The organism is Acutalibacter sp. 1XD8-36 (genome assembly GCF_009917525.1).
Classification (GTDB): domain Bacteria; phylum Bacillota; class Clostridia; order Oscillospirales; family Acutalibacteraceae; genus Acutalibacter.
This window is the reverse complement of record NZ_QZDU01000002.1, coordinates 39,845-61,263: the sequence shown is the minus strand read 5'-3', so window position 1 is coordinate 61,263 and position 21,419 is coordinate 39,845. Positions and strand designations below refer to the sequence as shown.

Sequence of the window (21,419 nt, the reverse complement as noted above, 5' to 3'; positions counted from 1 at the left end):
TCGAGTTCTTCCAAAAAGCGAGAGGTGATTCAATGGTGCAGTTCAGGCCCGGCAGTCATGTGTCAAAGCTGGCGGCTCTTCTGTCCTTCGTGGGGGAGTTCCCGTTCCAGTCCCTGGGGCTGCTTGGGAGCGAAAGGGTCTATAAGGCTCTGGTCGTAAAATTATGCGCCCCTGAGGTGTTCCACAATACGCAAACCGGCGATGAGTTGACCTGCCGGCTGTTCACTGTTACCGGAACTGGCAGGACAAAAACAGTGCGGCTCTACCGTAAGGCGTTACCTATCCTGGAGTGGGTACATCCCAAAGCCTATTCCTATTATATGGATGCGTTCTGGGAGCACCATTTCCCCGGTGATTTACAGCATTTGGACAGGAATCACCGGGTGGCGGAGGCTGCGGCAGTCTGTATGCAGGCTGGGATGGAGCTTTGGCCCTATCTGCTGCCTAAACTTCAGGATAAGGATATCCGGTCTGTTGTTCTCAAAGCACCCTCTTTGTACCTGTCAAGGGACATCAAGCGGGTATCCGGTTCAAAGACCAACAAGACCGCTTTTACCCGGCTGACCGGGGCAGTGTTCTATCCTGGCGGCTGCTATGGTATCTATAATACCCGCGACGCGGCCATGAAGTGGAACGGCATGGGCGAAATCAAGACAGTTCACCATCTGACTGAGTTGGCCCGCCTGAATGCGGGGATACCAATGGTGGACTCCGCCATTCTCTTCGGAGCCTCTGAGGAAATTGCCTTGCAGTCATTCTCAGAGAAAAGCGCGGGACAGCGAAAAGTTGTGCAGCCAGACGCGGCGTACCAGCACATTCACTTTATTCCACTAAGTGATTTTGGTGTACGGCAGCTGCGGATTCTGACTGTCCCCAACTGGAAAGAGCGGATTCTGGACGCCCTGTTCCTCCCCGAAACCCGTTCCTACGGCATAGGCCGGTTCGAGTACGATGCCTGTGTGGACGGTGGCTATGTGTTCTCCCACCTGGACGGCGACCTGAACCGGCTCATCTGGTTCAAGGAAGCCATTGAGTACATCCCAGGCCCCTTCGAGGTTCTGTGCTTTCCACATCAGGTGGAGTTTTTGCGGGAATACCTGGAGGGCCGGGCAGTCATAAAGACGATAGGATTGGAGGCGATAGAGCAAGCATTAGAAATCAAGGAGGCTGATATTTTTGAATAAGCGCCGGGTTGCCATGGCAGTCAGCATTGTGCTGGCAGTCACGGTGCTGCTATATCTGGGCGGGGTGCTGGGGCAGCTTTTTGCCAACTATGAGGTCTGGCTGGAGCATGACGGCATCACAGGGCAGGCGCAGATGGAGCCGGTAGACTGGAATCCCATCGCCTGCTATCCGGCAGCTTTCAGTCTGAATGGGCTGAAAGGCGTGGCGCTGGTTGTTGCCGTGGCTGGTGGTCTGGTAATCTACTTCAAACTGCAAAATCGGTTTGGAGAGAAAGACCTTGACCCCCGCGGGTTCAAGACCAGTTCCACCGGGGCTTACGGCACCGCTGGCTGGATGAGCGGGAAGGAGATGCAGTCCGTTCTGGAAATCAGCCCCATTGACAAGGCCAAGGGAACGATTCTTGGCGAACACCGGGGTAGGGCAGTCTGTATGCCGGAAGATACCCGGCTCAACCGGCACATTGCGGTGTTCGGAGCATCCGGCACCATGAAGTCCCGGGCAGTCATACGAAACGCCCTGTTCCAAAGCATCAAAAGGGGCGAGTCCGTGGTTATTACAGACCCCAAGGCCGAGATTTACAACGATACCTCGGAGTTATACCGCAAGCATGGGTATGAAGTCAAGGTGTTCAATCTGGTGGACCCTGCCCATGGGGATTCCTGGAACTGTATGGCCGACCTCCACGGCGACACCCTCATGGCCCAGGTACTCACGAACGTAATCATTGGCAACACCAGCGCCGGAGAAACAGATCATTTCTGGGACAACGGAGAGGCTAATCTGCTCAAAGCCCTTATCCTATATATTGACCAGGACAGCACGCTGGGTACAGAGTCCAAGAACCTTGCGACCGTCTATCAGACGCTCACCCAGAACAGCGAGCGCCAGCTGACCGCCATGTTCAGCAAGCTGCCCTTGAGCCATCCAGCTCGTGCGCCGTTCAGCCTGTTCGCCCAGTCCAGCGACGCGGTGCGGTCTGGTATCGTGCTGGGGCTGGGCACCCGGCTGCAGGTGCTGCAAAATCAGTCGGTGCGGAACATCATCACCCGCTCAGATATCAACCTGATCGCTCCCGGTCAGTGCAAGTGTGCGTACTACATCATTCTCAGCGACCAGGACGCGACCATGGCGTTCCTTTCCTCGCTGTTCTTCTCGTTCCTTTTTATAAGGCTGACCCGGTTCGCGGACAGCCAGCCGGGTGGAAAATGTGTCGTGCCGGTGAATCTCATCTTAGACGAGTTCAATAACGTCGGCAGGATCGGCGGCGCGGCGGACGGCTCGGATTTTGCCAGGTCTCTCTCGGTGATCCGCTCCCGGGACATCCGGGTGATGCTGGCGGTGCAGAGCCTGGGACAGCTCCAGAACCGGTACCCAAACAATCTCTGGAGCGAGATCATCGGCAATTGTGACATCCAGCTTATGCTGGGCTGCACGGACGATATGACCGCCCAGTATTTCTCATCCCGGAGCGGGGACATGAGCATCCGGGTAGACTCTACATCCACCACCCGCCAGACCATGGCGGTGGCTCAGTTTATTCCCCAGTACCGGCAGACAGAGGGCCAGGGACGGAGAAAGCTGCTGACGCCGGACGAGGTGCTGCGGCTGCCCAATGAGGAGCTGCTGTGTATCATACGGGGGTGTAACGTGCTCCGGCTCAAGAAGCTGGATTACACCAGACATCCTATGGCGGGAGAACTATCCAGGACATCCATCATGGATTACCACGCCAAGGCCCCGCCCGCACCGGCTGTGTGCGCACCGAATCCGGTTCCCCCAGACCGGGATGAAGTGAAAGCGGCTCCAAAAACAAAGCCCAGCCTATACAGCTCGGCAAAGCCGCCCATTGATTTTTGATGTGATGTTAAATACATCGATATATTCATTGACATTTATCGCGTCTTTCAGTATAATATGAGTATAGATGGAAAGGTTGTTACTCAGGAGGGATGCGCCGTGAATGAAATGACCGTGTTCAATATGATGAAGTCAATCGTCCCCATCACCCGGTTCAACAAGGGAGAGGCCAGCCGTATTTTTGAGGAAGTCCAGGCAGGCGGCCCGAAAATCGTCATGAAGAACAACCGCCCCGCCTGCGTGCTCATGTCGCCTGAAAAGTACGAGTCCCTGATGGAGATGCTGTCCGACTATATTCTCCAGGAGGAGGCCCAGCGGCGGGCAGCCAGTTCAGAGGAAACCTTGTCCCAGGATGAGGTCATGGAGTCCCTCGGCATCACCCAAAGTGACCTGGACGAAGTGGATGTGGAGATTGAGGAATGAAGTGGCGGGTGGAGTATCTGAAAGCGGCTCTGCGGGATTTGGAGCGCCTTGACCCATATAACCGCAGGCTGATTTTGAAAGCGATTCAAAAAACCGCCGAGCGTCCTCTGCCGCCCCCGGATGGCATTGGCAAGCCTCTGGGCAACCATGCCAGCGCGAAATTAAGCGGATTCTACAAAATCAAGCTGAAAAGCCTGGGATACCGGGTGGTATATCAGTTGGTTATGGGGGGTGGGGTTATGCGTATCACTGATATGGACAAGACCACAAATTAATCTTGAAACGGACTGCTGACAATCCCGGCACTTTGGTAGCGTCGGGATTTTTCCTGCTTTATTTACATTTTTACCCTTCAAAAAATTTTGGCTCGATGATATAATTTCATCTTGCTTTGAAGCGCACTTCATAGTTTATCCTAAATGATGAAAGGCGGATTTGAGATGTACTCGGCAAAAGAGGCGGCAGAAATGACTGGACTTACCACTGCAACTCTGCGTTACTACGAAAAGGAACAGTTACTTCCAGCGATTGAAAGAACGGAGCAAAGATATAGGCAATATTCCGATACGGATATTGAGTGGATAAACATGATACAATGCCTGCGCATGGCTAATGTACCTATCCGTTCTATTCGTGAGTATATCTTACTGTTGACACAGGGCGGAAAAACGATTTTACAACGCCGCCTTATGGTGCAAGAGTACATTGATGATCTCCATAGCCAAATGGTAAATTTACAAAACGCTTTAGCGTTGACAGAGAAGAAATTGGTATTTTATGAAGAACTCTTGCAATCACCGTCTGCCCAAGATTTGACATATCTTGAAGAATGGAATTTGTTCAAGAGCAAGGGAGAAAGTTAGAGATGGATACAGTTTTAATCACTGGAACCACCAGTGGAATTGGAAAAGCATTTGCCGAAAAATTCGCCAGTATGGGGAACAACTTAGTCCTTGTTTCAAGAAACAGGGACAAACTCCAACAGCAGCAAATAGACCTACAATCACGCTATCAAGTTTCAGTTGAATACATTTCATGCGATTTAGCGGAAGTGGATGCAGTGGAAATGATTATGGAGAAAATCCACAGTTGGGGCCTATCTGTTGATGTTCTTGTAAACAATGCTGGCTTTAATGAAGCAGGGGGCTTTACGAATACCAGCCTCTCAAATGAGCTTGATATGATACAAGTCCATATCAAAGTATTGACCGCCTTAACGAAATCATTTTTACCTGGAATGATAAAACGTGGGTATGGACGTATCCTGAACATTGGGTCTACTGGCTCTTATATGCCATGCCCTTATGATGCGGTTTATGCTGCTACAAAAGCCTATGTTCTCTCTTTCTCTAACGGACTTTACCAAGAACTAAAAGGTACTGGTGTCACAGTAACCTGTCTTTGCCCAGGTGCAACACAAACCCTATTTGCAGAAAAAGCAAATATCAATGACACTCTGCTTTTCAAATTTTTCGTGATGCAGCCAGAGGTTGTTGCCGCTATTGGTTACAACAATTTGCAAAAAGGAAAGCGGGTGGTTACTGCTGGCCTTTATAATAAATTACTTGTTCTTTCTGCTAAACTGCTTCCTGTATCAATTATCAATCCAATAGCCCAATGGATGATTAAGATGTAGACAAAATTCACGTTCTAAAATCAATACATTTTGTAACTGCCGCACGACGGCAAAAGAAAAAAAGCCGTCGTACAAGCAGGAGTATTGTCACGCCCGAAGCGGCGGCTTTGAGAAACCAGAGCCGCCGCTCTTTTGTATTTCGGCGGCAATAGGAGGATGCCGCCATGCGATTGCGAATAGATAGGCACTTGTCAAAAAAAGCCTGACCCCTGCAACAGCGCACTCCACCCAAGATTGCGAAAACAGTCGTTTCCAGTCTACCCATACCATCATCCCCTGCGCCCGAATAGCCTTGTGCTGTTCGGGCGCTTTTCTGTTTTTAGGCTGGCAATCCCAGCCCCGGCCCCGGTGTCGTGGCCCGCCCTTCCCGTTCAGATTTCGCACTTCCCAAAATTTGAACAGGAGGATAACACGATGGAAATTACCATCAAGAGATACAGCCGCAAAATGACCTATGAGGACGCCGCCACCCTTGACGAGTTTTGGGAGCTGGCCAAGCGCACCGAACGGAGCCTTGAGCGGGAACAGCGGCGGCATTGGGACGGGCGCGAATGTGACGAGTACATAATCGCTGCCCAGGGCGTTCTGCCCTACTGCGCCACCCCGGAGGAATTGGTCTGCCAGCGGGAGACGCTGGATGAAATTATGACGGTGCTGGCCCTCTGCACCAAGACCCAGCGGGAGCGGTTTCTGCTCTATGCGCTGTACGATTACAGCTATGCGGAAATTGGGCAACTGTGCGGCTGCTCCAAGGCCGCAGTACATGAAAGCATCGAGGGTGTTCGGAAAAAGTTTTTCAAATTTTTCCGCTGACCGCCCTGACGATCACCCTGGCATGATGGCTACCAGGTGAGGGGCAATCGCCCTATCATCGGGAGGGACAAGCTGCTCCGGCGGCTTGTTCCTCCTATGCCAAGGAGGTCACAGTGAATACCGTTATTTTTTGTGCCGGAAATCCCGTCTGTTTCCAACAGCGCACTTATACACCGTTCCGGTGTCGTGCGCGCGTCGTCGCAAAGTCCGCTCATCTCCGTTTCCGCCTTGCGGCGAAAACTGCGCTCGCTCCCTTGCTCCTCCTTTCCCCACAAAGTCTGAGACTTTGCGGGGACCCCAGGTTGGGGCGTTGCGTCCTGCGGACGCGATGGGGAGCTGCACTCCCCAAACCCCTTGCACACCCGCCGGAAAGAAACACCCGCTTCGCGTCTGTTCCTTTCCGGCGGGTCATGTATCGTCAACGCCAGATTGGCGCTCACGTTAAAAACGCCAAATTGACGTTTTTAGGATTTTGCCGGGGGAGCGCGTGAAATGACAGCGCCCGAAATCTCTCACATGACCTATCAGCAGTACCGCACGGCCCGGAGATTAGTACATGAATGCTGTAACTACGATTGCGGAAACTGCCTGCTTCTGGACAACGGCGAGGAATGTGTCTGCCCGCAGAGCATCACCTATTCCCTAATCTGCAAATGGTTCCGCGCCGCCGTCCTCCCTCTGGACGCTGGCCTGTGCGCTACCCTGCTCTGTCGGGCCGACATGAAGAAATGCGTCCTATGCGGTGGCCTCTATCTGCCAAAATCCAATCGGGCGAAATACTGTCCTGATTGCGCCGCACATATGAAGCGGGCTAAAGCCACCGAACGCAAGCGCAGACAAAGGCAGAAGTGTCACGCTTTAGGGCTTAAAAAGCCCTTGTAAATCAAGGCTTTCAAGACCGCCCTCGACGGGGGCCTGATACATTTCCTTCCCGGCCCCGAAAACGGGCCTCTAACGGCCCACAGCGGCGGTCTGAACAGCCAGCACGAAGGAGGCTAACACCATGACCGATTACATGACAGTCGATACCACTTTGCCGCCCTATTTTCCCTACCCCCAATTCCTGATGGATATGGCATTGTCCCATACCGCCGCCTTGACCTACGCACTCTTGCTGGACAGGGCGCACCTCTCCCAGCTCAACGGCTGGACGGACGAAGCGGGCTGGGTCTACATCATTTTCCCGGTGGAGAAGATAGCGGAGGCACTGAATAGGAGCCTTTCATCTGCCAAGAACGCTTTAGCCGAGTTGTCGGCGGCGGGGCTGATTGAGCGTAAGCGCCGGGGACAGTTCTTGCCCAATCTGATTTATGTGAAACTGCCTGATGGACAAAGAATTATCCCATCCCAGATGGACAAAGGATTGTCCATCACGGGGGCAGAAAATGACCTTCGGAACAGTTAGAAAACAAGACCTTCCGCAGATAGAAAACTACCCCCAAATCAAACAAATAGAAACAAATAAATGAACCAAACGAGTGGGAGTAAATAGCGCCCACTTTTCGGACAAATGTCCACCATGAAAATTTTGAACACAAGGAGTTGCCTATGGAGCATATCAGCTACAAGACGCAGACCGAGATCGTGACTTTCCAGGGCCGGGAAATCCCTCTGGAAAATCTCACGCCCATTCTCTCCCCGGAACAGGAGGCGGCAAAACGCCGGGAGTTGGAGCAGCGGCTTTATGAGGTGTTCCGCAAGTACCAGCAGAGGGAAACGTCCGCCTCGTGATTTTTTCAGATAGAGATTGATTTGCGGGGCTGCTGACGGTATAATGAAGCTGTCAGCAGCTCCGTTTCTTTTCAGAAAGGGAGCGCAAAATGAACAACCGAATTGACGCGATTTATGCAAGACAGTCCATTGACAAAAAGGATAGTATTTCTATCGAAAGTCAGATTGAGTTTTGCAAATATGAGTTGAGGGGTGGAAGCTGCCGGGAGTATCAAGATAAGGGTTACAGTGGTAAGAATACGGACAGACCCCAGTTTCAAATGCTGGTGGATGACATCAAGCGTGGACTGATTGCCAGGGTGGTCGTTTACAAGCTCGACCGCATCAGCCGTTCCATTCTGGACTTCGCAAACATGATGGCTTTGTTCCAGGAGTACAACGTGGAATTTATTTCTTCCACAGAGAAGTTCGACACGTCCACGCCGATGGGCCGGGCGATGCTGAACATCTGCATTGTGTTCGCACAGTTAGAGCGCGAGACAATCCAGAAGCGGGTGCAGGACGCATGGTATGCCCGGTGTCAGCGAGGTTTCAAAATGGGAGGCCGAGCGCCTTATGGATTTCGGACGGAGCCTATCATTATTGACGGCATCCATACAAAGAAGCTGGTGATTGAACCGACCGAGGCGGCGTTCGTGCGGAAGATGTACGAGATGTACATTGACCCCCAGGTGTCGCTTCACGACATCACCCGACAGCTTACCGAGCAGGGGATGCGGACATACTTCGGCAAACCGTTTTCCAGGGCGACCATCAGCATCATGCTTCGTAATCCCATTTACACCATGGCTGACCTGGATATTTACGAGTTTTTCAATAGCCAAGGGACGAACATCTACAATGATGCCGCCGACTTCGTAGGGACAAACGGATGTTACTACTACCGGAGCAAGGGCAGCACCGAGAATAAGCACACGCACTTGGAAGGCCAAACGCTGGTGCTGGCCCCCAGCGAGGGCTTTATCCCGTCTGATTTGTGGCTTAGAGTTCGCAAGAAGATGATGGCGAACCAGACCTATCAACCGGCCAGGAAAGCCCGCAACACCTGGATGGCGGGGAAAATCAAGTGCGGCAAATGTGGCTATGCTCTGATGTCGGCCCACTCCTGCGGGTATCTCTATCTGCGCTGTACGAAACACGCTGACAGCAAGTTTTGTTCCGGCTGCGGTACAATCCGTCTCCGCGATTTAGAGGCGGTAGTTTACCAGCAGATGGTGAAGAAGCTGGAGGACTACAAGACGCTGACAGGCCGCAAAAAGAAAAGAGCCGCCAGCCCGAAGCTGACGGCAAAGCAGATGGAGCTGGCCCAGGTGGAGAGCGAGATTGAAAAGCTGCTGGACACGCTGACAGGCGCGACCCCGGTGCTGATCTCCTATGCCAACGCCAAGATTGAGGAATTGGACAACCGCCGTCAGGCCCTTGCCGGCGAGATTGCCAAGCTGACCGCCGAGGCGGTGTCCCCGGAGCAGATTGACACGATTTCCAATTATCTGGATGATTGGGAGAATGTCAGCTTTGAGGACAAGCAGCAGGTGGTGGATTTGATGATTACCGTTATTCGCGCCACCAGTGAGAAGCTGCAAATTGAATGGAAAATCTGACGGCGGGCATACCGTTAGGCCATTATATTTTTATGCCCTTGTCCAGTGTAGTTCATTGTGATTTCCATCCGAGACGACGATGTGGTATATAAAGAAGCCGAACGGCGCATACGCAGTTTGGCAGAATAGAAACCGTCAGCACCTCTTTGTGAGGTGCTTTTTTCATGCGACAAAGGAGGTAATTTTATCACAGATAACAACTTTTACGAGGAACCTATCATTCCCCAGACCGAAACTGAAATGACTTTGGATGAGGTATCCGGGGAAGCGAGCGGCGCCTTTTCCGGCCCGGAAAGCCCTCTCCCCCAGACCGATTTAGATTTGGGCGATGGCATCGCCTTCAGCGCTGAAGAGAGCCCTGCTGGACCTGAAGAACCCTCATTTTCCCAGACTGGCTCTGAATTAACGGAAGACGGCCAGGAACTTACGGACTCTGAGCCGGTTTCACAGGAATCTCCCAAACCGGTTCAGAATCTTTCCGATTCAAGTGGCGAACCGAAACAGGAGGACGCTGTTCCCCAAACCAGTTCTGAAATAACCCTGAAGGCGGGCCGGAAGGGGAAGACCACTTCAATTCCAAGCCAGTCTGGTACAGAGCCATCCATGCAGTCCATTTTGCCTGGCGGAGACGTCGTGGCCAGGCGGAGGAGGGTCCGTCAGCGTGCTGTCACCAGACCGGTTTCCGTTTTAAGCATTGATGGGGGCCGGACTGTAGAGACCGAGGCGGATCGGGCGCGGAATGACTTGCTGGATTTGGTGGAGTCTCAAAAAACCGGGCGCATCCTGACCGGTACCTTGCAGGGCGTGGAAAGGGTGGCTAATTCCAAAACCAGTTCCATGGCAGTCATTTATCATGGCGCGTTTAAGGTCATCATTCCAGCTGAGGAGGCCGTTGTGCCGCCAGAAGACACTCGTGGCCGCTCTATGGATGAAACCTTGAACTATATGCTCACTAAGCGGCTGGGCGCTGAGGTGGATTACATTGTCAAGGGCATCGACCAGCAGTCTGGTCTGGCGGTGGGTAGCCGCCTGGACGCTATGGCCGCCAAGCGCAGAGAATACTACTTTGGCACAGACCGGGATGGCAACCAGCGCATATACTCCGGCGTATGCGCGGAGGCCCGCGTCGTCTCCGTCATCCGGGCAGGCATTTTTGTGGACCTGTTCGGGCTGGAGACTTATATCCCTCTCCGGGAGCTGAGCTACCAGCGCTGGATGGACGCGGGGCTGTACTTCCAAGCCGGTCAGCGGGTGCTGGTCAAGGTGCTGGAGGTAGAACGTAGCGGGCGGGACACTGTGCGGGTCGTGGCCTCGGTCAAGCAGGCGGGTGAGAATCCCTATGAGAAAGCCCTGCGCATGTACTCCGTGGACAGCTGCTATGTGGGTACTGTCAGCATGGTGGACGTGAACGGTGTGTTTGTTGCTCTGGATGGAGGTATTGACTGTCTCTGCAGCTATCCCAAGCGGGGCAGGCCGCCCAGAGGTGCAAGAGTCACAGTGAGAATTCTCGGCATTAACCATGAGAGCAATCGGATTTGGGGAGCCATTACCCACATTGCGGCGGCGAGATAGGAGGCGGAACGTATAGGAGCCATATCCAAGGAAGAACAAATCCGCCGGGACGGATTAGCGGCTAGTGTCCGTGCCATGCTGCGGGAGGCCCTCCCGGTTGAGTATGAGGATAACCTGTGTCTCTCCGCCAACCTGAATGAATGGTACCTTCAGGTGTCCTTCTCCCATCTCCATCCGCTGATAGTAATTGGCCTGGCCCGGACAATCCCTATACCGGCCTCTGTGGCCCAATATCTTACTGCAAATGAGATAAACCTGCACAGCACCCTGGGATGCCATACCATCAACAGCAATACTGGCTGCTACGCATACCGGGCTACCCAGTGGCTGGATACGGAGCTGACTCGAGAACGGTTTATGGAAATACTTCATCGCTGTATGGGCGAAGCGGAGCGGGGTTATAAAAAAATTTTGAAAAAACAGTTGTAAATTCCGACAAGCAGTGGTGTAATATATAGATGCACTCCTCACTGCTGTTTGTCAAGCATAGGAGGAAACAATGCGTTCAAAAGCATCCAATATATCCGTTCTTCATGGACAACGAGGTGGTTCGCGGCGGCGTTCTCATTGAAAAGCGGGATTTGGAATCCCTGCTGCTGACCCCATTGGGCATGGCAAGTCTGGACGGTACGCTGTTTGAGATTACCAACAAGAGCCGGAATGCCGTGTATGTAAACGGCGCTCTGTACCAGCCGGACGAGGTCTGCCTGACCATTGAGGTCAAGGACGGAATTGCCCAATCCGATGTGCGGGCTTTGCCCTATGGCTCCTATGAGTTGGCAGAGAGCAAGCCTGGCACCGGCTATCTGTGGACGGACAAGACCATCCGGCCCTTTGACGTGCTGATTGACGGTTCTGTCAAGGAGTACCGGGAGGGAGAGGCGGCTTACAATCAGGTCAAGCGCGGCGATCTGAAGTTCGTCAAGGTGGGCGAGGACACCATGCACCGTTTCGCAAATGTGGCCTTTAAGCTGACCTCTCAGACCACGGGTGAGAGCCATATTCTCATAACTGACAGCAATGGCGAAGTCAGAACGGAAACGAAATGGAACCCCCATACCCAGAACACCAACGGCAACGATGATAGACCGGAGGGCGAGTGGAACGATGAAGCAGGCACCTGGTTTGGCAAGACCACCGAGGACTGGATGGTGGAGACCCAGGACGGCCTCTGCGCCCTGCCCTATGACTACTACACCCTCGAAGAGCTGCGCTGTGAGGGCAATAAGGGCTATGCTTTGGTGACAGTCCCCAATATTTTCATCAGCAGGGACAGCACGGTGATCGAGCTGGGCACCATTGACGATATTAAGGAAGGAACCCCGGAGATCGGCACCACCGCCACGGTTGACGGTGAGAAGAACAGTGAGCCGCTGTCCGAAGTCACCATTGTGGACACCGTGCGGTTCTCCGGCCTGACCGTGGGTAAGACCTATAAGCTGTCTGGCGTACTCATGGATAAGGCCACAGGCGAACCCCTGACTGTAGACGGTAAGCAGGTCACGGCAGAAAAAGAGTTTACTCCCAAGGCTGAGAGCGGTACAGTTGAGCTGAGTTACACCTTTAACGCCTCTGCCCTAGCTGGCAAATCCGTTGTTGTATTCGAGGACTTGTTTGAGGGCGATACCAAGGTTGCCAGCCACGCTGATATCGAGGACGAGGGCCAGACCGTGGAGTTTACCGAGCCAAAAAATCGGCACCACTGCCACAGCTAACGGCGAGCACACTGCCGAGCCTGTTGGCGAGGTTACCATCATCGACACGGTGAAATATTCCGGCCTGATTCCCGGCAAGGAGTACACAGTCAAGGGCGTGCTCATGGATAAGGCTACCGGCAAACCGCTGATGGTGAATGACAAAGAAATCACCGCCAAGGCTGCCTTCCGGGCCAGCAAGGCCGAGGGGACTATTGACATTCCCTTTACCTTTAATGCGTCCGCGCTGGCCGGTAAGACGGTAGTTGTCTTTGAAACCTTGTACCGGGACAAGCTGGAGGTCTACACCCATGCCGATATTGAGGATAAGGACCAGACTGTGACCTTCAGCGAGAAGCCGGAGATTAAGACCACGGCTACCGTGAACGGTGAGAAAAAGGCGGAACCCAAGGGCGAAATCACTATCACCGATACGGTCAGCTACACCGGTCTGACCCCTGGCAAGACCTATAAGCTGTCCGGCATTCTCATGGATAAGAGCACAGGCGGCAAGCTGCTGGTGGACGGTAAGGAGGTCACCACAGAGAAAGAGTTCACCCCTGAGAGCGCCAGCGGTACGGAAGAAATCAAGTTCACCTTGGTCGCTTCTGCCCTGGCTGGGAAGTCCGTGGTCGTATTTGAGAGCTTGAGCTATGAAAGCAAGGAGGTAGCTGCTCATGCGGACATCAACGATGAGGGCCAGACCGTAGGGTTTGAGAAGCCGGAAGAACCCCAGATCAAGACTACCGCCACTGTGAACGGTGAGAAAAAGGCTGAGCCTGCGGGTGAAGTCACCATCAAGGACACGGTTTCCTATACCGGCCTGACTCCTGGCAAGACCTATAAGCTGTCCGGCATACTCATGGACAAATCCAGCGGCGCGGCCCTCCTGGTGGACGGCCAGAAAGTCACCGCTGAGAAGGAGTTCACACCTGAGAACGCCAGCGGTTCCGTACAAATCGACTTCACCTTTGACGCTTCTGCCTTGGCCGGGAAGTAGTCATCCGGCAGCCTAAGCTGAAGACCACCGCCACCATCGGCGGCAAGAAAGAGGCTGTCATTTCCAAGGAGCTGGTGCTGGAGGATAAGGTTTCCTATACTGGTCTGACTCCCGGCAAGGAGTATACCGTGAAGGGTGTGCTCATGGACAAGTCCTCGGGTAAAAAATTCCTGGTGAGTGGCAAAGAAATCACCTCTGAAGCCACCTTTACCCCAGAGGAGTCTGAAGGTGAGGTCATAGTTACCTTCAAGTTCGATGGCAGCAAGATAACCGCCAAGACCGAACTGGTGGTATTCGAGACCCTGTACCGCGACGGCAAAGAGGTGGCCGCCCACGCTGACATCAATGACGAAGGCCAGACCGTCACCCTGACTCCGGAAAAGCCTAAAACTCCCACTCCCGATGTGCCTAAAACCGGCGATGGCCGCAGCATTTTGCTGCCATTGATTCTGCTGGGTGGGTCTATCGCTGGGTTGCTGGCGCTGTTCCTTTTCTGGTTTGGGCGAAAAAAGGAGTCTACCCAGACTGGTTCTGAAAGAGACCAATAAAAATAATCAATGCTCAAAAAGCATGAAATATAAAACATTATGCACAATACGCATTTTTACTCTTGCTTTTTTTGTACTGGTGTGCTATAATATAATTATAAGAACACTACGTTCAGGCTCCCGGACGGATAGCACACCGGGACGGACTACATGATGGAGTCCCCAATAACGTAGACAACAGTGGGCGCTTTTCCCACTGTTTCAAGGCCGGAAGGCTGCAATAGAACACTTCAGGGTCGCCTGCTATCCAGGCAGCCCGGTGTTCTTTGCACCTTCCGGCTTTTTTATTTTCATTTTTTGAGTTTGGAGGAATTTATGATATGAGTAAACATAAAGTTACCAAAAACAAAACTCAGCGGATGCGCTGTCCCTACTGCGGCAGCCCGGTTGTGCTGAGAAGCGCCGACGGAATCTACCGCGAGAACAGCCAGGGGGCCATGCTCTATGTGTGCAGCCGTTACCCGGAGTGCGACGCCTATGTGAAAGTCCACCCCGGCACGAACATTCCCATGGGTAGCCTTGCTAACCATGAGCTCCGCACGCTCCGGCGTACAGCCCACTACTACTTCGACCAGCTCCACAAGACCGGACGCATGACCCGGCAGGAGTCCTACCGTTGGCTTGCGGACAAGATTTGTGTTCCGCTGAAAGACGCTCACATTGGTCACCTGGGCGAGTATTACTGCAAGATGGTGATTCAGGACAGCAGGAAACTTTTGCAGCCCCAAAATGCGCGGCCCCGGCACGGCCCGCGAGAACGGAGGGTATCATGAACATGAAGCTGACGAAAGAGCAGCAGGCCAAGGTGGAGGAGAACCTGGGGCTGGTTTATAAGGTGCTGGGAGACAAGCTCAAGGGACAGACCTCCGTTGGCAGCTACACCCGGGAGGATCTGTTCCAGGTGGGGTGCATCGGCCTGTGCAAGGCAGCAGCTACCGACAAGGGCGGTACGTTCTCTACATACGCCTACCGGCTGATCTGGCATGAGATTTGTGATGTGCTGGTAGAAGCCAATAAGCAGAAGAATACAGAGGTCATTGAGGACTGTGAGCAAAACATACCTGAGCCGGATGATGGCGAACGCAAGGCGGAGATAAATTTTGACCTGGTGCGGGAGCTGATGTCAGCCAAGGCTAAGGCCCCGCCCCATATTGTCAAGGGCATTGACGCTATGGTGCTGATGGCGAAAGGCTACACCTGCCGGGAGATTGGCAAGAGGATGGGCGCAAGTGATAATCTGGTGAGTGCCTATGTGTCTAAGGCTAGGAAGTTTTTGAAGAGCCGGCCTGGGTCGGCTCAAATGATGGAGATTTACGCGGCATAAAACAGAGCTGGGTACCGGTTTCATTTCCGGTACCCAGCTTTTTCTATTTAAGGAGGTAATCGTGAAAGGCAGATGGAAATTTGTAGTTCCCGTGCTCTTCTTGCTGGCAACTGTGTTGCTGTTCCGATTCGTGCTGTTTATTGGTTATGTGCCAACCGAGTCCATGGAGCCAACTTTGCCAAGGGGAAGCATAATTGTGGGCAGCCGTATCTTTGATGACCTAAAAGTAGGGGATATTATTGTCTTCCAGCATGATGGCAAACTTATGGTGAAGCGGATTGCGGCAGTCTCTGGAGATGAAGTAATACACAAAGGCCTTATGATTCAGGTGCCCCGGGGGAGTTTGTATGTGTTGGGAGATAATAAAGAGGATTCCTTGGATTCCAGGTGTTGGGGGAATCCTTTTGTGGAAGAACACGATGTGATTGCTGTTTCGGCTCTAGGGGAAGAAATTCAGGTTAGGGAGAGGAAAAACTAATTTTGATTTATGTAAGAATGACTCATATTAGGTAAATGTGACAATTGATTACTGCGCCTTAAACAGTAATATCTAATCTCTTAACATTGAGTCTTGATAAAAAAATCATTTGATTGGTAAAAACAACAGATTTTTTATAATTTACACTTGATTTTTTCGAGGACATAAGTTATAATTTATTTAACAGATGGCTAGCTCAAAGACATCTCGTTGTGATAGAGAGAGGAGGTGTAACATTGAAGATTCCAGCACTCACAAAGACCGAGGAGACCGTAATGGTGTTTCTTTGGAAACAGGACGGACCTCTCAGCGTCCAGGAAATGATAAATTCTTGGGAAGGCGAAGAGAAGACCTGGAAAGACAACTATATGCGAAAAATTGTCTACTCCCTTGTGGAAAAAGGAGCGCTAAAAGTAGCTGAACTGGAATATCTGAACAATCAGGCAACACGGCGATTCAAACCCACTTTTTCCAGGGAAGAGTATTACGGTCAAATGATGAAACGTGGTGGGCTCACTGCCAGCGAGATGGTGGAGGCCGAGGCGGTCGCGATGGCGAAAAAAGGAGACAAAGAGGGATTGAGTAACCTCATCCACGATTTGAGGGGAATCATTGAAGAATATGAGATGAGGGATGATGATGCAGAGTGAGCGTGACAGTTTTTTCATTCGTTATGTCAGTTTTATTCAGCGCTCTTTTTATTGTAGCGATTCACATGCTGCGTAATCAGCCCCTTTTCCTTCATTCTTTTGGGGTCCACACAATTCTCGGTCTGTATGTTCTCTGTTTGTTTCGAACTGTCGTTGTTTTGGAGCTTCCTTTCACTGTGCCCATCGGTCTCAATAATATGTTCAGCACTGTGTTTGAAACGGTATGGGCAGCTCAAATTTCTGTTGGGGATTCCCAAATACGTGTGCTGCTTGCCATATGTGGCATATGGGCCGTGGTTAGTGTGAACCTTATCGTGCAGTTCCTTTGGAAAAGCTGGAAAGTTTCCCGGAAAGCGGAGTGGTATTCCACAAACAAAGACTCCCGCGCTGAACGGGTTTTGGAACGTGTAAAAAATGAGTCATGGCGGATGCCCGCAGTCAGCGTCTGTATCTGCCCCACACTGGACATTCCTATGGGTACGGGACTGTTTCGGCACCGTATTTGCCTGCCGGAGCACGAATACACCCAGGAAGAAATGTACTACATATTGAAGCATGAGTACACCCACTTCTGTAATCGGGACTTGACTGTGAAATTTCTTGTTCATTTGTTTTGTTGTGTTTTTTGGTGGAACCCGGCAGTGTATCTTTTGAAAAAGGACATCAGCCAGATACTTGAAATCAAGTGCGACATTAGGGCCACGGAGAAATTCAGCAAAAGAGAGCGGTTGGAGTATCTTTTGACAATCGTTCGAGTCCTGGAAAGAGCGGAAAGCGCAGGCCGTACTCAACCGCCCATGCTCTCCACCGGGCTGGCCTCTAGGAAGAATCAGGATGACACAAGGGAACGGTTCCGCATGATAACGGCGGTCCCACGGTCTATCTCAAGACTATGCCAAGGGGCTTTCTGGACATTAGCGGTTACACTTGTTGTGGCTTCGTATTCGTTCGTGCTACAGCCAGCATTTGATCCGCCGGTGGAGGATATCTATACAAATGAATCGGTTGAAGAGTTCAGCACTGATGGAGCCTATATTTCTGAACGTGCAGATGGGAGCTATTCGTTAGTTTTAAGCAACGGTGCTATTTATGATAATTTGAATAGAATAGCCCTTGAAACATATATAAACGAGGGTCTAAAGATAAGGAAGGAGTAAATCGAATGTTCGGGATTGTGCCTTTAGGAGATGTTATTGTAGTCAAAAATCGAATTTACAATGGGAGACCCCAGTTCCGCCGCTGGAATGAAACCTGGGGCTACTGGGTCGACCCGTATTGGATCGATATAAACTAACTCTGTCTCATTGACCGGCCGGTCTGAGAATAGAAGTGCCGGGTACAAAGCCATTGTGCTGCGGCGCTGAAGACGATCCGATGGCATCCTTTTCCAATAGGATCTCACGTCCGCCCGGGTACGTTGTATACACCGGATATAAACCAAAGCAAGTTATAAGCTTGCGCCGTTAAATGAAAGGAATGAAAAAAATCATGAAGAAAATCAAAAAGATGAGTGCTGCTTTTCTCGCCGCTGTTATGCTGATTTCATCCCTTGCGGTAGGTGCCTCTGCGTATGCCTGGACTGACACGTTCCAGGTATACAAGAACCAAGGGGCAAAGCTGTCAAATGCGGTTCCCAAGTGGAACACGGACAGCTACTTCAAGATGGAACTGAAGAAAGGAAGCAGTTGGTATGAAGGTGAAGAGATGATTCATGCCCGTGCGCGCGACACTGGTAACAACTGGGCATCCAATCTGGTTTCAACAAAGTATGCGGGGACATTTAAGCCCTCCTACCTGTCAGGCCACGGAGCTTGGGGTTACTCCTACAAGTTGGCTGTCCAGTATGATGATGACAATCCCTACGACTACGCCTATGTAACTGTTAACTGGGAGCCCTAAGGGTATAGAGCACTATTAAGTGCTCTATCTCAGACATCTTAATCCATTTTGCTTTCGTCCCGCAAGTAAAGAAGAATTGCAACTTCTTAATTTATGTGGATTAAGTTGCCCAGCTATGAGAGAGATTGACCAAGTAGGATGAATGCGTTTATGTATACGGCAAAGTGAATCTTTGCCGTATACATCTCATTTTAGAAATAGAAAGGAAACTTGACATGAGAAAAGCATTTGTTTTTTTAATTATCTGCGTTCTGTGCTTGATGATTACGGGATGCCAGACAGCAGAGTACAAAAACAGAGCGCAGAGTTCGAGCGAAAATGATGTGTCGCAACGTGAAAACTCTGCAGCAGTTTCAGAGAACACAATGGGAGATGGAATGTCTTCATCTATTTTAGGGGATGAAAATGAAACTGCCAGCACAAAAGAATGTCATGCAGTTTTGGGGGCAATGTGGACTCCAGAAGAAGAAACCGTGATGAAGGCTTTCCCGTTAGAACAACCTGAAATAGCAAGAGGCCAAGGCCCACAGGGTACCGGAACACTTTTCAGTAGCGCGAGCGCTGTGCTTACGATTGACTCAGGGATGTTAGTGTATTCCCAAACTGAAGGGAACTATGTAAATTCAGTGCTGTATACTTTTCGCAATAACACTCAAGAGATTAACTATAATGCAAACTTGTTTTCTCAAAGCGATAGTCTATCCTTTATGGGCCATGACGAGGCAGTAAATGCTCTTGAAGATCTGATACAAACTCTAGGACGCGAAGGTGAGTATACTATCACGTGTTATGCTCTGGATAGTGCCACGATGAATGCGCAAGCAAAGGTGCTGGAGGAGAAAAATGGTAAGCAGGAAGGGGTCATTGACGAGTGGACAGAGGATAAGGAATGCTACTATCTGAAGGCTACTCCAATTATTGACGGGATTCCTCTACTTCCTTTAATCTATGGAAGCTCCGGACAAGGCACATATATTACGGGCGAAGATGTGTCAGCAATAATAAGTTCAAAAGGTTTTGAGTTAGTCATGATAACTAATGCAGTAGATGTGCAAGACATTGGTGATGAAAAATTAGACATAATCTCTCAGGATGAGGCCCACAGCCGATTTACAGAGTTGCACGATATGCTGCTCTCTGATGAAACATATGAGATTAAAGATATGTTGTTAGGATATTATCCTCAATACGACGATACAGAACATACAAGCATTAAGTTTCTTCCCGCATGGGCAGCCTCAGTTCTTGTAACAGGTGAAAGTGAAAAGGCAGAGACAGGCAAATTTGAGTACACCACATGGCAGTACATAGATGCCCAAAGCGGTAAGGAATTAGTGGAGGGAGATTGATGGCCAGATTTATTCACTTACTCCGCCAAGATTTGTATCGAACTCTAATTTCTATTAAGTTTGTCGCAGTCGTTCTGGGAATTGCCTTTATCAATTATTTGAGCGCATGGCAGGATATTAAAGCGGTGGGTGGGTGTGTTGCCTATTTCTATTTTGTCTCGCATGCGATGGGGATAGAGAACATCTACTTTCTGCTGGCTGCTATCCCTGGGACAATGCTTTATCGTGCAGATTTGGAAAGTTGCTTTTACCGATTCGCGGTGGTTCGTAGCAATCGCTTACCATATTTGTTATCAAAAATATTTTCATCTTTTGCGGTTACTTTTCTTGCCGTCATTTTGGGCGATGGAATCTTCCTGGGTCAGCTGTCTTTTTGTTTTCCCATATTGGACGAGGACTTTCGCCAGCAAGTTGGTTCGCATCTGTCCGCCAATATTGTCTATGTTATGTTATTGAGGGCAATATTTGCTGCAATGCTTTCACAAATAACACTTTATGTTTCAGTGCGGATAAAAAATATATTTGTGGTTCTTTTTTCTCCTCTAGCAGTCTACTACATCTGGGGGAGGATTGTAGATACTCTAAGGCTTCCAGTATGGCTTAACTTACAGCATATTGTGGATGGATCGGCGTGGAGAGGTTCTCCTGAGCTCAATTTATTCTATTCTGTCTTTTTTTTCCTTTTTCTATCTCTATTGTGTGGCTGTCTATTCTTTTCTGCGGCAAAGGAGGAAATACTAAATGAGTGATATGCTTGTCCCACTGTTTGTGCTCAGGTATAATTGCCTTAGATTGATTACAAAACCAAGGTTTTATATTATCTTAATTATTTCCGCTGTATATTTATCTGATATTACAGCTCCAATATGCGAATATTCAAGGCTGAAAGGAGAGCCTGTCTCGCTTTGGCTATTTCCTCTACTGTTGAATAATTCAGGAATTGTATTAGTGCTCTTTTTGTTGGGGGTTTTACTATTTTGCGACGCCCCCTTTTTAGAGAATACAGAACCATATATTTTTATTCGATCAGGCCGTAGACAGTGGCTTTGCGCACAATTTTTGTTTGTGCTGTTGTTATCTGCTATCTATATAGCCCACATTATTTTATGGTCCATAATACCTGTGTTTTTCTATGCGGCGCATATGCCCGAGTGGGGGAAAATACTGTACTCATTGGCAAACACAAATGCGTGGCAGTTAGTTGACCTACCCACGCGTATTTCTTCTTTTATATTGAACCAGTACTCGCCTAAATGCGCCTTTGGAGTAACAGCTACAATTGCTTTTCTGGTTATAGTCCTTATTGGCAGCATTATGTTTTGTGCCAATCTAACGATTCACCGTTCCGTCGGTAATATTCTTGGTTCATTGCTTGTTTTAGAGCAATATTTTGCTACTAACTCTTCTGGCCATTCTCTCTATTTCTTTTCTCCGGTTTCATGGGTTAATCTTGAAGTAATACATATTGACGGCATAGCCAAGACTCCATCTGTGAGCTATGCGCTGGCTATTTTGATTGCGCTTAGTGTATGCTGTTGGATAATATCCTTTTTAGTAATTAGGAAAAAATCCATTCAGCCCTTCAAAGCCCTTTAGTGAAAAGCTATGAAAGCTCAGACAAAACGTCTCCCATTTTCTTCCATTTTGTTTTAGAGATAT

The 21,419-nt window shown here is 50.4% G+C and carries 25 protein-coding genes; all 25 read left to right on the top strand.

Going from position 1 to position 21,419, the window contains the following annotated elements; translation table 11 throughout:
- Positions 1 to 32 precede the first annotated feature (32 nt).
- Positions 33 to 1,184 (top strand): hypothetical protein, encoded by a 1,152-nt coding sequence (locus D5270_RS03785; RefSeq protein ID WP_166542844.1) that lies wholly within the window; start codon positions 33 to 35, stop codon positions 1,182 to 1,184.
- On the top strand, positions 1,177 to 3,042 hold the full coding sequence (locus D5270_RS03780; protein ID WP_243150130.1) for a VirD4-like conjugal transfer protein, CD1115 family: 1,866 nt from the start codon (positions 1,177 to 1,179) through the stop codon (positions 3,040 to 3,042). Before D5270_RS03785 ends, D5270_RS03780 begins: the two co-directional genes overlap by 8 nt.
- A 108-nt stretch (positions 3,043 to 3,150) precedes the next feature.
- Entirely contained in the window at positions 3,151 to 3,465 is a 315-nt protein-coding gene (locus D5270_RS03775; RefSeq protein ID WP_243150182.1) for a type II toxin-antitoxin system prevent-host-death family antitoxin, read from the top strand.
- Positions 3,462 to 3,740, top strand: a complete 279-nt coding sequence (locus D5270_RS03770; RefSeq protein ID WP_166542842.1) for a type II toxin-antitoxin system RelE family toxin — start codon at positions 3,462 to 3,464, stop codon at positions 3,738 to 3,740. Before D5270_RS03775 ends, D5270_RS03770 begins: the two co-directional genes overlap by 4 nt.
- Positions 3,741 to 3,905: 165 nt before the next feature.
- The gene (locus D5270_RS03765; RefSeq protein WP_166542841.1) at positions 3,906 to 4,328 is read left to right on the top strand and encodes a MerR family transcriptional regulator; all 423 of its coding nucleotides are present in this window, start codon (positions 3,906 to 3,908) and stop codon (positions 4,326 to 4,328) included.
- Positions 4,329 to 4,330: 2 nt separating this feature from the next.
- Positions 4,331 to 5,101 (top strand): SDR family NAD(P)-dependent oxidoreductase, encoded by a 771-nt coding sequence (locus D5270_RS03760; protein ID WP_166542840.1) that lies wholly within the window; start codon positions 4,331 to 4,333, stop codon positions 5,099 to 5,101.
- A gap of 414 nt (positions 5,102 to 5,515) precedes the next feature.
- Positions 5,516 to 5,914, top strand: a complete 399-nt coding sequence (locus tag D5270_RS03755; RefSeq protein ID WP_166542839.1) for an RNA polymerase sigma factor — start codon at positions 5,516 to 5,518, stop codon at positions 5,912 to 5,914.
- Positions 5,915 to 6,406: 492 nt separating this feature from the next.
- A complete protein-coding gene (locus D5270_RS03750; RefSeq protein ID WP_243150129.1) occupies positions 6,407 to 6,796 on the top strand; it encodes a cysteine-rich VLP domain-containing protein in 390 nt (129 codons plus the stop codon).
- Positions 6,797 to 6,917: 121 nt separating this feature from the next.
- The gene (locus D5270_RS03745) at positions 6,918 to 7,319 is read left to right on the top strand and encodes a replication initiator protein A (RefSeq protein ID WP_166542838.1); all 402 of its coding nucleotides are present in this window, start codon (positions 6,918 to 6,920) and stop codon (positions 7,317 to 7,319) included.
- A 143-nt stretch (positions 7,320 to 7,462) separates the two neighbouring features.
- Entirely contained in the window at positions 7,463 to 7,645 is a 183-nt protein-coding gene (locus tag D5270_RS03740) for a hypothetical protein (RefSeq protein ID WP_166542837.1), read from the top strand.
- Positions 7,646 to 7,734: 89 nt separating this feature from the next.
- Positions 7,735 to 9,246 (top strand): recombinase family protein, encoded by a 1,512-nt coding sequence (locus D5270_RS03735; protein ID WP_166542836.1) that lies wholly within the window; start codon positions 7,735 to 7,737, stop codon positions 9,244 to 9,246.
- 240 nt (positions 9,247 to 9,486) lie between these two features.
- Complete coding sequence (locus tag D5270_RS03730; RefSeq protein WP_166542835.1) at positions 9,487 to 10,818, top strand: S1 RNA-binding domain-containing protein; 1,332 nt, start codon at positions 9,487 to 9,489, stop codon at positions 10,816 to 10,818.
- 75 nt (positions 10,819 to 10,893) lie between these two features.
- Positions 10,894 to 11,247 carry a hypothetical protein gene (locus D5270_RS03725; RefSeq protein WP_166542834.1) on the top strand — a complete coding sequence of 118 codons (354 nt, stop codon included), beginning with the start codon at positions 10,894 to 10,896 and terminating at the stop codon, positions 11,245 to 11,247.
- 104 nt (positions 11,248 to 11,351) lie between these two features.
- Positions 11,352 to 12,533 carry a VaFE repeat-containing surface-anchored protein gene (locus tag D5270_RS03720; RefSeq protein ID WP_166542833.1) on the top strand — a complete coding sequence of 394 codons (1,182 nt, stop codon included), beginning with the start codon at positions 11,352 to 11,354 and terminating at the stop codon, positions 12,531 to 12,533.
- Entirely contained in the window at positions 12,451 to 13,512 is a 1,062-nt protein-coding gene (locus D5270_RS03715; protein WP_166542832.1) for a VaFE repeat-containing surface-anchored protein, read from the top strand. The genes D5270_RS03720 and D5270_RS03715 overlap by 83 nt, the downstream gene beginning before the upstream one ends.
- A 2-nt stretch (positions 13,513 to 13,514) precedes the next feature.
- Positions 13,515 to 14,060 carry a VaFE repeat-containing surface-anchored protein gene (locus D5270_RS03710; protein ID WP_166543309.1) on the top strand — a complete coding sequence of 182 codons (546 nt, stop codon included), beginning with the start codon at positions 13,515 to 13,517 and terminating at the stop codon, positions 14,058 to 14,060.
- 320 nt (positions 14,061 to 14,380) lie between these two features.
- Entirely contained in the window at positions 14,381 to 14,833 is a 453-nt protein-coding gene (locus D5270_RS03705) for a DUF3268 family zinc-finger domain-containing protein (RefSeq protein ID WP_166542831.1), read from the top strand.
- Positions 14,830 to 15,384, top strand: coding sequence for a sigma-70 family RNA polymerase sigma factor (locus D5270_RS03700; RefSeq protein ID WP_166542830.1), 555 nt, complete (start codon positions 14,830 to 14,832; stop codon positions 15,382 to 15,384). Before D5270_RS03705 ends, D5270_RS03700 begins: the two co-directional genes overlap by 4 nt.
- A gap of 61 nt (positions 15,385 to 15,445) precedes the next feature.
- Complete coding sequence (lepB, locus tag D5270_RS03695; protein ID WP_166542829.1) at positions 15,446 to 15,862, top strand: signal peptidase I; 417 nt, start codon at positions 15,446 to 15,448, stop codon at positions 15,860 to 15,862.
- A 236-nt stretch (positions 15,863 to 16,098) separates the two neighbouring features.
- Complete coding sequence (locus D5270_RS03690) at positions 16,099 to 16,512, top strand: BlaI/MecI/CopY family transcriptional regulator (RefSeq protein ID WP_166542828.1); 414 nt, start codon at positions 16,099 to 16,101, stop codon at positions 16,510 to 16,512.
- Positions 16,513 to 16,535: 23 nt separating this feature from the next.
- A complete protein-coding gene (locus D5270_RS03685) occupies positions 16,536 to 17,669 on the top strand; it encodes a M56 family metallopeptidase (RefSeq protein WP_166542827.1) in 1,134 nt (377 codons plus the stop codon).
- 331 nt (positions 17,670 to 18,000) lie between these two features.
- Positions 18,001 to 18,411, top strand: a complete 411-nt coding sequence (locus tag D5270_RS03680) for a hypothetical protein (RefSeq protein ID WP_166542826.1) — start codon at positions 18,001 to 18,003, stop codon at positions 18,409 to 18,411.
- 215 nt (positions 18,412 to 18,626) lie between these two features.
- Positions 18,627 to 19,760 carry a hypothetical protein gene (locus D5270_RS03675; RefSeq protein WP_166542825.1) on the top strand — a complete coding sequence of 378 codons (1,134 nt, stop codon included), beginning with the start codon at positions 18,627 to 18,629 and terminating at the stop codon, positions 19,758 to 19,760.
- A complete protein-coding gene (locus D5270_RS03670) occupies positions 19,760 to 20,509 on the top strand; it encodes a hypothetical protein (RefSeq protein WP_166542824.1) in 750 nt (249 codons plus the stop codon). Before D5270_RS03675 ends, D5270_RS03670 begins: the two co-directional genes overlap by 1 nt.
- Positions 20,502 to 21,356, top strand: coding sequence for a hypothetical protein (locus D5270_RS03665; RefSeq protein WP_166542823.1), 855 nt, complete (start codon positions 20,502 to 20,504; stop codon positions 21,354 to 21,356). Before D5270_RS03670 ends, D5270_RS03665 begins: the two co-directional genes overlap by 8 nt.
- The last annotated feature ends 63 nt before the right edge of the window (positions 21,357 to 21,419 follow it).